This is a genomic window from Bacillus sp. Marseille-P3661, from assembly GCF_900240995.1.
In the GTDB taxonomy this organism is placed as follows: domain Bacteria; phylum Bacillota; class Bacilli; order Bacillales; family Bacillaceae_J; genus OESV01.
Window position 1 is genome coordinate 1,891,824 of the sequence record NZ_LT965953.1, and the last position, 14,088, is coordinate 1,905,911.

Below are 14,088 nucleotides of genomic sequence, written 5' to 3' on the forward strand. Positions count from 1 at the left end.
TCTCTAGATGCTTAATCCCCCATAATCGTTTAATTGAATTCAGTTTGGAAATAATAACAAAAAAATGTTTGGTTAAAAAAGGAGAGAAAAATGAATTCTTCCAATCACGAATATCGAATCGAAAATGACCCTTTAGGTACCATTATGGTCCCTTCATCTGCCTATTATGGTTCACAAACACAACGTGCAATAGAAAATTTTAAAATTAGTGGGATGACATTACCTCGAGCTTTTATAAAAGCTCAAGGAATTATTAAAGCGTCCGCTGCAACTGTTAACGTAGAATTGGGATTACTACCCCCTGATTTTGGAAAGGCAATTATTCACGCATCTGAAGAAGTCATTGAAGGAAAATGGGACGAACATTTTGTAGTAGATGTTTATCAAGCAGGTGCAGGTACATCGCAAAACATGAATGCAAATGAAGTCATCGCAAATCGTGCAAAAGAACTATTAGGTGGTTCACAAAGTATTCATCCAAACGACCACGTCAATATGTCGCAATCTACAAATGATACGTTCCCTTCAGCTTTGAATATTGCTGCTGTTGAAATACTCAATAGTCAATTACTTCCCGCTTTATCACAGTTAGTGAAAGAGTTTCGAAAAAAAGCAGAACAATTTATGCCAATACTAAAATCTGGACGGACTCACTTACACGATGGCGTCCCCATTCGGTTAGGGCAAGAATTTTCTGGTTATGCAGAAACACTTCATTTTATATATCTACAGCTTGAAAAAAATATCGATGTACTTTATGAAATCGGATTAGGCGGACAAGCGATCGGAACAAAGCTCAATTTACCTACTGAATACAAACCAAAGATTATTCAGGAAGTTGGCAAACGTACGAATCATCCATTTCGTGAACCAAAGAATATGTTTGCTTTTATGCAAAACATGAATGAGCCAATTCGCTGTATGTTAACGTTAAAAGAACTTGCACTTCACCTAATTAAAATTACGAGTGATTTGCGTTTACTTAGCTCGGGACCGAGAACCGGTTTAGCAGAAATTTCGCTACCTTCTATTCAACCCGGTTCAACCATCATGCCAGGAAAAGTCAATCCTGCTATTTTAGAAATGACACATATGGTATGTTGTCAAATAATTGGATATGAGACAGCAATCTCTGCGGCAGCAACGGCCGGTCAATTGGAAATTAATGTGATGATGCCATTGATCGCTCACTCTTTTCTTCATTCAATTGAAATCTTTGCAAATGCAATTGAAACGCTAACGTCAAAATGTATTAGTGGTATTCAAGCTAATGAGGAAAAATGCAAGCAATGGATGGAAGAAAGCTTATCATTGGTTACCGGCTTAAGTGGTTCAATGGGGTACGATATTGCCTCACAGATTGGCTTAAAGGCAGACGAAGAAAATAAAACCATTAAGCAAGTACTTCAAGAAAAGGGTTTACTTTCAGAAGAGATTATCAAAGCTATAGATCCAACTGGGATGGTATAGTTATTGGTTTCTTGATAGTTTATTAATTGAACTGCTAGGGATGGTTAAAGGTGTTTGATAAAAATGAGGAAATTATTACCACTCCTCTGGACATCTGACTCTGCTTCATCAACAAAGAGGTTCTTGAAGGTTACTGCGGACAAAGTGTTCCTTATTTTACTTGTCAACATACCGTATTTTGCTGCATTTTTTGCAAAATAAAGGACCGAATGTCCGCATAGCCCGCCTAATCATTCTTTTTTATCGAAATAGGATTCGTATGTCAGCAAAGCGAAATTATAAATAGGTGGTAGTTTCATATTATAAATGGATATAAGATTAAGTTCTCTTATTAACAAGGATCGCTTGCTAATAAGACAACCTAAAATATCTAGACAAAAGCTAGTTATTTTCTACATAATGGTGCTGTAACTAAAACAATTAAGTTGACGTTTATTAGATAATGTTGATACGTCTTTCACAAAAATAAACTAAAAAACTGGCATCTGTAAAATACAGTTCCCAGCCATCACAATAATGCTTTACCTCTTATCGAAAAATGGAAGGAACGAAATCGACTAATATCAATCGCTTGAGCTACATTCATATTATTCAATAGTTCCCTCCTCCAAATAACACAATTACTAAAACGCCCGAACGCGTTTAAGCATTAAAGTTTAAATGTAAAAAAATATTATTCAATATCAAAATCAACTACGATTGTGTCTTCCAAACCAATTTCGCGCAAATACGATACTATTTCCTGATGTGCAGGGTGCGGTCCGTAATTTTCTAATGCAGCTCGGTCTTTGAATCGGACAGTTAAACCAACTTCATATCCCTTGTTTCTGTTCGAAAAATTTATGCCCTGCTGAATATCCACTATGCCTGGTATGATATTTTTTAGCAGGAGACTCCTGTGAATCAACTCTTCCTTTTGTTCATTGGTAGCTTGCTGTGAAAATTTTATCAACACTATATGTTCAACCATAGCTGCACTCCTATTTACTATTTAAGGTTTCTCTATCAAAACCAGCAATTTGTTTATAACGATTCGCAATATTCTCCAACTCTTGATAAGTAATGACGTCTTCTAAATAATCAAAGCCATTAGGCGCTCGTTCTTCGACGATCTGCATGACAATCTCAGGTCCATTTTTCCGATTCGATAAAACAATATTAGCGGTAGGGTCAAGTCTAGCTTGTTCATAAGCCTTCAAAGCAGTTTCTGCACTCGGTTGCTCTAAGATTGCAATTCCTAATGCATCTGCATCAAGGATAGCCTGTGAAGCCCCGTTTGACCCTATTGGATACATTGGATGTGCAGCATCACCAAGTAAAGTTATGCGTCCATACGTCCACTTTGGAAGAGGATTACGGTCAACCATTGGGTATTCGAACACCTCATCGGTTTCCTTTATGAGCTTAGGCACATTTAACCAGCCAAAATCCCAATTAGCAAAAGCAGGTGCGAAAACTTCTTTATCTATTTTGCGGTTCCAGTCTGCACGTGAAGGCATTTCATCGACAGTCAATTCGGCAATCCAATTTACGAGCGAGCGTCCGCTTGCAGCTGCCTCTGGACATACTGGGTAAGCAACAAATTTTTGATCCTGATATCCAGCCATTATCATTGATCTTCCTGTTAAGAATGGAGTTGATTCGGTAATGCCACGCCATAAAATCCGGCCGCTGTATTTTGGCAATCCTTCGTTTGGATAATAGAAATTACGAACAGTAGAATGGATGCCATCCGCTGCTATCATGATTTCTGCACTATAAGAGCCCAGCCGTTCACCAGTTTTTCTATTTTCGAAATCAGCTATCACCTTGTCACCAGACATTTTAAATGATTTTAAATGATGTCCAGTAAACACTGCGTCCTCACCCAAGCGTTCTTTAACAGCTTTTAGCAAGAGCATTTGTAATCGTCCACGATGGATGGAATATTGCGGCCAACGATAACCAGCTTTAATTCCTCGATCCTCTTGCCAAATCTCCTTACCAAATTTGTTTACATAAATAAGTTCTGCAGTCCGAATGCCAGTGTTTTCAAGCTCATCTGCCAAACCAAGTTCTGTCAGAACCCTTACAGCATGCGGCAATAGATTGATACCGACACCAAGTGCTTTAATAGTTTCCACACTTTCAAACACACGCACTGACACGCCAACGCGGTGAAGTTTTAGTGCAGTCACAAGTCCGCCAATCCCACCGCCGACGACAATCGCCGATTTGATATTAGCCAAAATAATCCCCTCCTAAAAAAATATCCACTTTTCTAATAATTCTATCTTCTTCTAATTATTACATAAATATTAGATATATCAATATAAATATTTATGTTATAGTGAAAATGATATAAAAAAAACTGTACATATATTAAAATGGAATAAATATACTTCTTCTTTCGATTAGTAGTCACAAGCAACTTTTGTTGTTGCCCTTAACGACTGTATCTTTCACTCACTACATCAAACCTTATTAAGATCATTGCACTATTATTAAATAAACAGTTATTAATTCTATGTATTTACCATTTTATCGATTATGATAAGTAACAACGATAAGAAACCCATAGAGCATAGACTCTATGGGTTCCTTTTGTAATATCCTTATATAGTTGTGACCATGAAAAGTACTACTCTTTCAATAATAGAGGTGTTTCGTAATCGACTCCATTTAATCGCAACTATGGTTGAATACTTAAATAAGTGGACATTTGATCCGTTATTTAGCTTAAAAGAGCGATTTTTTTAATTTCACGGTCATCTATTCCGTTATTCCAACAATATGAGCAGATCTTTGGGTGGTTTAGATTAAATAGCGAATCCGTTGACCGGAAAACTCGTAAATTGGGCTTTTTTTTTAGCAAATAAGGCATCAGATGTCCGCTAATGACTTTAGCAGAGAGCAGAGAACAGAGCACATCCACATGACATAAAAAGGCTATAAGGGGGCGTCTAGACTACAAAATAGGTCTTGACGCTCTCACATATAGCCACCCAAATTTTGTATTATTCCTTTACAATAGTACGTTCTGCTACTTCCTCATCTATTTCAATACCTAATCCAGGAGTTTCAATAGCCAGTAAATGGATACCATCATCTTTTCTAACCTGCTGAATCTTAGGACCCTTTAACAGTGAATTTTGGAAGGTTGAACGATCCGGTGTAAAATATTCTATCCATTTCACATTAGGCAACCCTACTGCTAATGGAAGATGAATTTGTTGCAGGTTCCATGGTGAGACTGGAAAATTATACGTTGTTGCAAAATTATAGATTTTTAACCATTCTGTGATACCGCCTGTTGCACTCGCATTTGGTTGAATAATATCTAGCGCCTTCATGTCGATAAGTTGTCTAAATTCATTAAAGCTAGAATTTTGTTCACCACCAGCGATAAACGTTGAACCCGCACGCTCTTTAATTCTGACATAGCCTGATAAATCCTCAGGTGCCACCGGCTCCTCTAACCAATATACATTATATGGCTCCCATTCTTTTAGCTTTTGAATGGCAGTATCCGTATCCCACGTACCATTAATATCAACCATAAGCTTGATATCTGGACCAATAGCTTCACGAACAGCCGCTACCCTCTTTGTCGCTTCGTCTAAGGAAACCGCTGATAATCCACAGCGAATTTTCACAGCTGAATGACCTTCTTCTACATATTTAGCAGCTCTTTCACCTAGTTGTTCTGGTGGTAATTGCTGCCCTACATTTGCATATGTCGGAACACTAGCACGATAATTTCCAAACAGGTTGGATACTGGTGTATTCATAAGTTTTCCTTTAATATCCCAAAGTGCAAAGTCAACAGCAGCAATACAATCACGAATCATGCCACGCATCCCGATCCGCCAAGGAGCATCGAACATTTTCTTCCAAATTTTTTCAGTATGTAAAGGATTTTCCCCTACAACGACATTTTTAAGATTACGTCTTAATAATGTCGCTGCCAAATCCCCTACTACACCGTGGGTAAATACGGGTGTACCAATAAAGCTTCTTCCTGTAATGCCATGGTCAGTATGGACTTCTACAATAATTAATTCATGGCCAACAGAATGCGCCATATCTGATTCTTGCATGTGAACATAGCGGTTTACGGACAAATCGATAATTTTCATAATACATATCCTTCTTTCTTTATCTATGATTGTTAGTAATTTAGTTTATTGATGAACAGACATATTCTTTTTAATGTTAGCTGCGGATTTTAAGAGTTCGTTATATTCGTCCTCCTGAAGTTCCCATTCTTGAACCTCAACTATACCTTCATTATTAATTAGCATTGGCACACCAATACTTAAATCACTTAACCCATATTCTCCAGTCAATATGGCTGATCCTAATATAAATGTGGGCTTCGATACCGCAAGCCCCATCGCTACTTCAGTAAGGCCAATTGCGGACGTCCAGCCTGTTGTTCTATTAATCTTTAAATCGTTAAACTGGACAAACCAGCTGTTTACTTTATGATCGATCAGCTCTTTTAGTTCATCTTTAAAATTTGCTTGTTGCCCATTGAGTTGGACTTTTGAATAAACGGGCACTTGTGAGCCGCCATGTTCACCAAGCACAGGACTAAACAATTTATCTGTGCCACTAAGCCCCAATACATCGCGAATCGCCCACTCGAACCTTTTACTATCATTTAAGTTGTAGCCTATTAATTTTTGACGATCAAACTTGAATTTTGTGTGTAGATAGTAATTCAAGATATCCGTTGGATTTGTGGCTGTAACAATGATAGCCTCTGGCGCAAATTTCTTGATTTCTGCACCGATCTCATCCATTACTTTTATATTACCTTCTAAAAATACTAGACGTGACGTAACATTTTGATTTGGAATGCTTGCTGTTACGAACACAACATGTGAGCCTTTTAAATCTTCCATTTCACCAGCGTATAAACGAGTTTTCGTCTGGCCTACTAACGCATTTTCCATATCCATAAGGTGGTTTAAAACTAGATTTCTATTTTTATCTATTAAACAAATTTCATCATAAATATCCTTAAGTGCAAGCATAAAACCAAATGAAGATCCAAGCGTTCCACCAGCACCAATAATAGATACCTTACTCATCTCATTTCCCCCTTCATGTGATTGGTTCTATAAGTTATTTATTCTGCTAATTTAGCTGTAAAATCGTCTACTTCTTTTTGCAGAAATTCTTTATATTCACTAGAATTTAACCAACCATCCTTTAAATGAAGGAAACCCTCTTTTGCAAACTCCTGGTAACGTTCGCTTGCGATTGCTTGTTTCAATGCATCTTCAAGTGCTGCTTTTAATTCAGCTGGTGCATCTTTATGAATTAAGAAACCTCTTGACATCCCAGTTGTCACATCCCAACCATTTTCAACCGTAGTTGGTACATCAGGTAATTGCTCTAAACGTTCCGTTCTAAAAATAACGCTAGCTTCTAATTGTCCACCCTCGACCAATGCTATATTTGGACCAATTTCATCAATGACAGCATCAATGTGACCACCTAGTACAGCAGCTGCCATTTTTCCAGCTTCTTCATATGGAGTATAATTGAGATCTATGCCAGCCATCTCTTCAAATTGGGCTACAGTTAATTCATCTAATCCTTTTGAACTTGTTCCACCAATAACAATTTCACCTGGCTTTTCCTTTGCAGCAGCGATTAAAGCATTGATATCAGCATACTCACTTCCTGCTTTCACTAAAATTGAATAAGTATCTTCGTGAATTCTTGCTAATGCATCAAATTGCTCTAAATAATTTGGTGTTTTACCCGCTGCAATATTAATTTGGAAATCCGAAGTAGTTGGCATAATTGAATAACCATCAGCCGGTGCTGCTGCTAGCTCCTGACTTGCTACTGCTCCAGCTGCTCCTGGAATATTTACAACGTTTACTGGCACACCTAAAATATCACTTAGCTCTCTTGCAATTGCTCTTGAAAAAGTATCAGTACCCCCACCAGGACCGCCACCTGCCTTGATTTCAATGGCACGTTCAAACTTAACTTCTCCTTGTTCTTCCTTTTCTTCTGTTTCCTGTGCAGCTTGATTACCACTACTCTCTGACTGACTGCTACCTGCCGATTGCCCACCACTATTACACCCAACTAGAACTAATGCGAGTATCATCAATAAAGCCAATAAAGTAATTTTCTTCTTGATCATGTACAAAGACCTCCTAATAATAAATTGAAAGCTCTTTCATATTTAGATAGATTAATGAATTCACTTAAGCGCTTTTCTCAGCATTGATCGCTGATTTCCTTAAGTTAAAAAACTTCTTAATAAATGGATATAAAATTGAAATCACCGCTAATACTAGTAAAATTCCACTTATTGGTCTAGTAAAGAACACAGTCCAATCCCCGTTTGCAATTTGTAAGCTACGACGGAATTCTTCTTCTGCCATCGGACCAAGTACAATTCCTAAGATAATCGTAGCGATTGGGAATCTAATTTTCTCTAAGTAAAAGCCTAGCACACCAAAGACAATCATAATCCAGACATCAAACATAGAATTTCGGTTCGAAAATGTTCCCAGAAAGCAAAAAACTAAAATCATTGGACCTAAAATACTATATGATACCTTCAAAGTGTGTTGAAATAATGAAATAAACGGCTTGGCTAAGAACAAAATCGCTGCATTTACAAGCAATAGGCCCACAAAAATCGTATAAACTAAATTACTTTCCGTTGCTAAAAGCATAGGACCTGGCTGTAATCCATGTAAAATAAAAGCTCCTAGAATAACAGCAGTGGTAGCGCTTCCAGGAATACCTAAAGCCAATAACGGAACCATCGCACCCATTGCAGCACTGTTATTCGCTGATTCAGGTGCAGCTATTCCTTCTGGGATGCCTGTACCAAACTTTTCAGGTGTTTTTGACCAACGGACGGCTTCGCTGTAACTTAGCATTGATGCTGTTGTTGCACCAACCCCGGGTAAAATCCCGATAAATGTCCCAAGTAAAGACGAGCGCGCAATCGTTCCCGCGATTTGTTTGAAAATTTTCATTTCAAATATTTTTGTTTTAACATTTTGGATTTTCTCTTGTATCTTCTGATCTTCTCTTGATTTACTAAGCACTTCAGATACCGCAAACAAACCAATTAAGATCGGAACAAAGCTAATTCCTGACATCATACTAATCGAACCAAATGTGAATCGTTCAGCACCTGTCATAGGATCGATTCCAATAGTTGCAATAAATAATCCAAATAGTACTCCGATTAACCCTCGTACCAGATCACCGCCGCTTAACGACGCAACAACGGTTAAGCCTAAAACAGCTAACGCGAAATATTCTGGAGACGAAAATTTCAATGCAAAGTTTGCAAGTAATGGTGTTAACACGATTAAAAAGATGGTTCCGATTACGCCTCCAATGGCTGAGCTAGTTACACATATACCTAGTGCTCTTCCAGCCTTTCCTTTTTTTGCCATCGGGTATCCATCCATTACAGTTGCAATGGCTTCAGGCGCACCTGGAGTTCTAAAAAGAACGGCGCTAATACTACCTGAATACACCGCTGCAGCATAAATGGCTGTGAGCAATAAAAAGACTGGAATCGTATCCATTCCATATGTGATCGGCAGTAAAATGAGAACTAACATTGCCCCGCTTATTCCTGGAGTGGCCCCACCTAGAAATCCTATTAATACTGCTAGTAAAAGGATAAGCAAATGCATGGGCTGCATCACATTAAGTAACCCTTGATATAAAGACTCTAACATTCAATCACCTCCATTGTCGTAGGTAGTTATCTTAATAAAATAGCAGACTAATTTCTCTAAACAACCACCAACCTCGTGGTAGTGGGAGCTGCAAAACGATTGTAAACAAATAGATAAAGAATAATGAACTCGCAACAGAAGTAATAGCTAAATTTCGTTTACGTTTCATTCCCAACAGCCATGCTAACGAAAGAACGAGTAAGAATGTTGCGATCAGAAAACCAATAATTGGAACAGCAATCGCATATGCCACTAGAATAAACGTTACAATATAATGGTTTTTTGAAAACATAGGAGGTTCTACAATTTCTTTAGAATCCCCGTTAGAATTATTCTCAACCTTACTAACTGTAGAAACTGTTTCTTTCTTTTTCTCAAGTAAAGTACGCACCAATAACCAAACACCAAGAATAAACATAAGTAATAAAATAGTGCTTGGCCACCCACCTGCGCCGATTTTTTCTGCATCTTCTGGTGCTGGGAGTGTCTTTGAGTAAATAAAAAATATTACTGAAAAAACAATAGTTATAATTGATAGAACCAAATTAGAATTCATATTTGATTTATTCACCTCCAGCGTAAATAAAATTAATTAAAGGTACTTCCGTTTATCCCCTCCCTTACTTATTTAAAGTATATACTTTCTGACAATTCTGAATAAATTTAAAATTAATTTCTTTTACTTTAAAAAAGTATAAAAAAATAGGGAGTAGACATAAAAAGTAGAAAAATAACTGTATAGATATAGCAAAAAAGACATGATCCCTTCTGTGACCGTTGGATCTCGTTTTCCAACAGCCTGAAAGATCATGCCTTTTATAAACCATCTATTTAATATAAGAGTAAAGCTTTGTTGGTCTTCCCTTTTTTTGATACTCTAACTTAAGAATAATTTCATTATTTTGAATCAGGTGCTCTAAATATTTTCGAATTGTTAAATTTGATATATTCATCAATGAAGATAATTCATGGATAGATAATGGACTTTTTGCTTTTTTTAATGTATCTCTCGTTAAGGTTAAGGTTACCTTATCAATCCCTTTAGGCAGCTGCTCGTCTATTTGTTCATTTGTAACTTGCAAAGAATCCAACCCATCTTGATTAATCGAGCCGGGAGATTGGAATAGTTCATGGCGTTTTTTATAAAATAACAACGCGCTTTGAAAGCGCTTAAAATCAAATGGTTTTAAAATATAATCAACCACACCCAATCTCAGAGACTCTTCGATAATATCTGGAGAATCAGCCGCAGTGATCATAATAACATCTAATTTTATATTTTCTTGTCTAATTCTTTTTAGGAGCTCAAGCCCTGTAATTTTTGGCATATAAAGATCCAACAACAAAAGGTCGGGTTTATTTTTTATAATTTCTATAAGGGCTTCTTCACCATTTTTAACAGTGCCAGCTACTTGAAACCCTTCAACCTGTTGCAGGAAATTTTCATTAATGCTAGAAACCATTGGATCATCTTCTACAATTAATGTATAAATACTCATGATATCCCCCTTGCCCTACTTGCTTTCTTAGGTATTTCTACAATAAACGCAGAACCTTCTTCTGGTGCTGAATCCAAATATAAATTTCCTTCTAATAGATTTTCTACATGATACTTAACTAGATGTAAACCATAGCCATTAGACTCTCCCTTGGTAGAAAAACCTTTCTTGAAGACTAAGTCGATATGATCTTCAGAAATGCCTTTCCCATTATCCTCAACTATAATCGTAAGTCCCTTCTCTTGATCAAGGATAGTGATATGTATTTCAGGATGCTTTTCATCTTTCACAGCATCTATTGCATTTTGAAACAGATTCCCAATAATCAATACTAAACTATCTACCATATTGTGAGTAGGTAATGCAGTAAATTTACTTCCTGGGGTAAAAATCGTTTTTATATTTAATTCTTCAGCTTGTTGAACCTTACCTAATAAAAGACCAGAAATTTTTGGTTCTTTTATATTACGATTTAGAAAGTGAAGTAAATCCTGCTGTTTCGAAGTCGTTTCACCAATATACATTTTTACTTCATCATATTGTTGTAATTCAACAAGGCCCGCTATAGTCTGGAGCTTATTCATAAATTCATGCGATTTTGCCCTTAAACCGTCAATATATTGTTGAACACCTGTTAGTTTCTCAGCAATTTGTCGAACTTCTGTTATATCCCTGAATGTCATGATAGTACCGATTCTTACGTTCTCTCTAACTATCGGAAAATAACGGGCAAGGATCGTTACATTGTTAACAAATAGCTCAATACTATCTCCTTGTTTAATAGAGTTAGAGATTATAAATGAACTTACGTTTTTCAATGACTCATTCATTTTCTTACCAACAAGATTATCTGGTAAATTTAAAATTCTTTGTGCAGAAGGATTCATTAATGTGATTTTATTCTCCTGATCTATTGCAATTATACCATCTTCAATCGATTCCAACATGGCTTTCTTTTCACTGAATAACCTGGCAATTTCATCAGGTTCATAGCCATACAATGATTTTTTTATTTTTTTTGCTAATAACACGGACGCAAAGATTCCAATTGCTAACGCAACACCAAGCCAAATAAAGATGGAATCAACATAATTTTTTACATATCCTATCAAATTTTCTCTAAGAAAGCCTACTGAGATGACCCCAATTTGCTCATTCGTAATCGGATCAATAACAGGCACAAAGGTTCTAATCGACGTCCCAGAGATTCCTCTTGCTTGTGATACATAGGCTTCACCGTTTAAAGCCCTTTTTATGTCATTGCCGGTAATGGTTCCCCCAATTAACTCCCTATTTGGATGCGTATATCTAATTCCCTCTTGATCAATTAGTACTAAAAAGATCTTTTCACTACTTTCTTCAAGAAATTCTTCATATACAAGTTGAAGCTGTTGCTGGTCTTCACCGTTCACTAATGTATTTCGAACTGATGGCAGCTTTGCTAGAAGATGTGACATTTGCAAAGCTCTCTTCTCAATTGTTTCCTCAATTGATTTGTATAAAATATTATAAAAAGAAAAACCAGAAAATATTAAAACAATCATGATAATAAAAATAGCAAGAATGATAATCTGCTTTTCTAAAGAGGATCGAAACTTATTAATTCTCATAAACTTATTCTCCTATGATCTTAATATTGCCAAAAAGTAAGAAAATGCGAAAGCGACTATATTTTCCCACTTCGTTCATGCCTTTGATCCAAACCAGATTCATAGATTTGCCTTAAAAATTATCGCTTAAGTTTGACAAGTACTTAAAAAGCTGTTTCTAATTTTTTCTAAGATAAAATATAAATCACCATATTTCTTAACTCTATTTTATGAAAAAAGATTTATAAATACTAGTGTTTTCGTCGCTTTATTCGAAAGATTCAGTATTTTATGTTCCACGAAGCTCTTTTTAGTAATATTTGTCTCTATACATTTTACGTTCAAGGTATTTCACCCAATAACTTTATATTCTAATACTTCAAATCAGTTACTATTTAATAATTATTATAAATAAATATTGATTTTATATTAGGAAGTGTTATTATTAATATAGTAAAAATCAGAGTGAAGTTAATTAATAACTAGCTCATATGTTATTTTTCCTAGGTACTTTCAACCCTAGTAATAATTATTATGAATACAGTGAACTAAAATAATTATACGTAAAGTTTTACCTCCTTTCTTCATCGAAATAACTTGTTTAGAGCAATTATTGATATTAATACAATTTGTCAAATCTAATAAAAAGGAGACTAAAAATGATTGGGAATAACTCTTTCTGCCACACATGTAAAACAGATATAAAGATACTCAAACATAGTATACTTTGTAATTGTGGAATTAAATTGAAGTCTACAAAAACAAAATTAACAAAGCGCCTTGTTAGCTAAAAACAAGGCGTTATTAATTGCTTATTTGTCTTCTCCTCTACTATGGACGATCTAACTCGTTAGCCAAAATAAGCTTATTCCTATTATTCCCACGTATTGACTGTAAATTTACTAAAACGGTTCCCAAAATAATAATCATGGTGCCAACTGCTGTCAACCAAGAAATATATTCCTCATAAAAAACAGCTCCTATTAATAAAGCTATAGTCGGTGAAATAAATAACCAAGTTGATGGAAATATTGGATTTGTTCGTGCTATAAGCCAATAATATAGACTGTGTCCGATCATGGATCCGAAAACGACTAAATAAACGAGAGATCCAATTGAAGGCAAACTCATATTAAAGTCAAATTGCCCTTTTTCCGTAACAAAAGATAAAGAGATTAGCAGGATCCCTCCATACATCATTTGAACAGCATTTAGTGCAATTGGCGACGTGTTTTGAAATTTATTAATTATTTGTTTAGTATAAATTGTTCCAGCTGCATAAAAGACTTCGCCAATAATAATCGCTAAACAACCATAGAACCAAAATGAACCAGAATTTATAGCAAGACTAGGTAAAAGAAAGAATGATAAACCAATCGTTCCCATCAAACAACCAAGAATACATAACCGATTTACTTCTTGTTTAAAAATAAAGCCCTGAATGACTATTATCATCATTGGCCCAGTTGAAGATAGAACAGCAGCAACTCCTGATGTAATATACTGTTCTGCCCAGTATAAAGTGGAAAATGTCCCAAAGGTTAAGCATACTCCAGTTAATAGCAACTCTTTCCGAATTAATAACCTTATTGTTGCTTTCCTCTTCCAAACAAGAATCGTATAAAGAATCAAACCTGCACTCAAAAAACGAAATCCAGCCGATAAAAAAGGAGGTAAACCTGAGTCTACCCCTACTTTTATAGCTAAAAATGTTGTTCCAAAAATCAAACACATAAATAGATAACCAATAATCACCATATCGATACCTCCTTTTTTCACATCATAAAAGGAAGCTAGTAGAACAGTTTA

The 14,088-nt window shown here is 35.9% G+C and carries 11 protein-coding genes; 1 reads left to right on the plus strand and 10 read right to left on the minus strand.

What is annotated here, in order from left to right; genetic code table 11:
* Positions 1–90: 90 nt before the first annotated feature.
* Entirely contained in the window at positions 91–1,470 is a 1,380-nt protein-coding gene (locus C1724_RS08755; protein WP_102346295.1) for a class II fumarate hydratase, read from the plus strand.
* Positions 1,471–2,143: 673 nt separating this feature from the next.
* Here C1724_RS08755 and C1724_RS08760 read toward each other — a convergent pair.
* The 10 genes from C1724_RS08760 to C1724_RS08805 all read right to left on the minus strand — a co-directional run bounded on the left by C1724_RS08760 (position 2,144) and on the right by C1724_RS08805 (position 14,037).
* Positions 2,144–2,440: a Dabb family protein gene (locus C1724_RS08760; protein WP_102346296.1), complete on the minus strand. Its 297-nt coding sequence runs from the start codon at positions 2,438–2,440 to the stop codon at positions 2,144–2,146.
* Between the two features lie 10 nt (positions 2,441–2,450).
* The gene (locus C1724_RS08765) at positions 2,451–3,698 is read right to left on the minus strand and encodes a flavin-dependent oxidoreductase (RefSeq protein ID WP_102346297.1); all 1,248 of its coding nucleotides are present in this window, start codon (positions 3,696–3,698) and stop codon (positions 2,451–2,453) included.
* Positions 3,699–4,466: 768 nt separating this feature from the next.
* Positions 4,467–5,588, minus strand: coding sequence for a mandelate racemase/muconate lactonizing enzyme family protein (locus tag C1724_RS08770; RefSeq protein ID WP_102346298.1), 1,122 nt, complete (start codon positions 5,586–5,588; stop codon positions 4,467–4,469).
* Positions 5,589–5,633: 45 nt separating this feature from the next.
* Positions 5,634–6,548: a malate dehydrogenase gene (locus tag C1724_RS08775; protein WP_102346299.1), complete on the minus strand. Its 915-nt coding sequence runs from the start codon at positions 6,546–6,548 to the stop codon at positions 5,634–5,636.
* A gap of 38 nt (positions 6,549–6,586) precedes the next feature.
* Positions 6,587–7,621: a tripartite tricarboxylate transporter substrate binding protein gene (locus C1724_RS08780; RefSeq protein ID WP_102346300.1), complete on the minus strand. Its 1,035-nt coding sequence runs from the start codon at positions 7,619–7,621 to the stop codon at positions 6,587–6,589.
* Positions 7,622–7,685: 64 nt separating this feature from the next.
* Complete coding sequence (locus C1724_RS08785; RefSeq protein ID WP_102346301.1) at positions 7,686–9,191, minus strand: tripartite tricarboxylate transporter permease; 1,506 nt, start codon at positions 9,189–9,191, stop codon at positions 7,686–7,688.
* A 31-nt stretch (positions 9,192–9,222) separates the two neighbouring features.
* The gene (locus C1724_RS08790; protein ID WP_102346302.1) at positions 9,223–9,747 is read right to left on the minus strand and encodes a tripartite tricarboxylate transporter TctB family protein; all 525 of its coding nucleotides are present in this window, start codon (positions 9,745–9,747) and stop codon (positions 9,223–9,225) included.
* Positions 9,748–10,018: 271 nt separating this feature from the next.
* Positions 10,019–10,690, minus strand: a complete 672-nt coding sequence (locus tag C1724_RS08795) for a response regulator (RefSeq protein WP_102346303.1) — start codon at positions 10,688–10,690, stop codon at positions 10,019–10,021.
* Complete coding sequence (locus C1724_RS08800) at positions 10,687–12,300, minus strand: ATP-binding protein (RefSeq protein ID WP_102346304.1); 1,614 nt, start codon at positions 12,298–12,300, stop codon at positions 10,687–10,689. The genes C1724_RS08795 and C1724_RS08800 overlap by 4 nt, the downstream gene beginning before the upstream one ends.
* 810 nt (positions 12,301–13,110) lie before the next feature.
* On the minus strand, positions 13,111–14,037 hold the full coding sequence (locus C1724_RS08805) for a DMT family transporter (protein ID WP_102346305.1): 927 nt from the start codon (positions 14,035–14,037) through the stop codon (positions 13,111–13,113).
* Between the last annotated feature and the right edge of the window lie 51 nt (positions 14,038–14,088).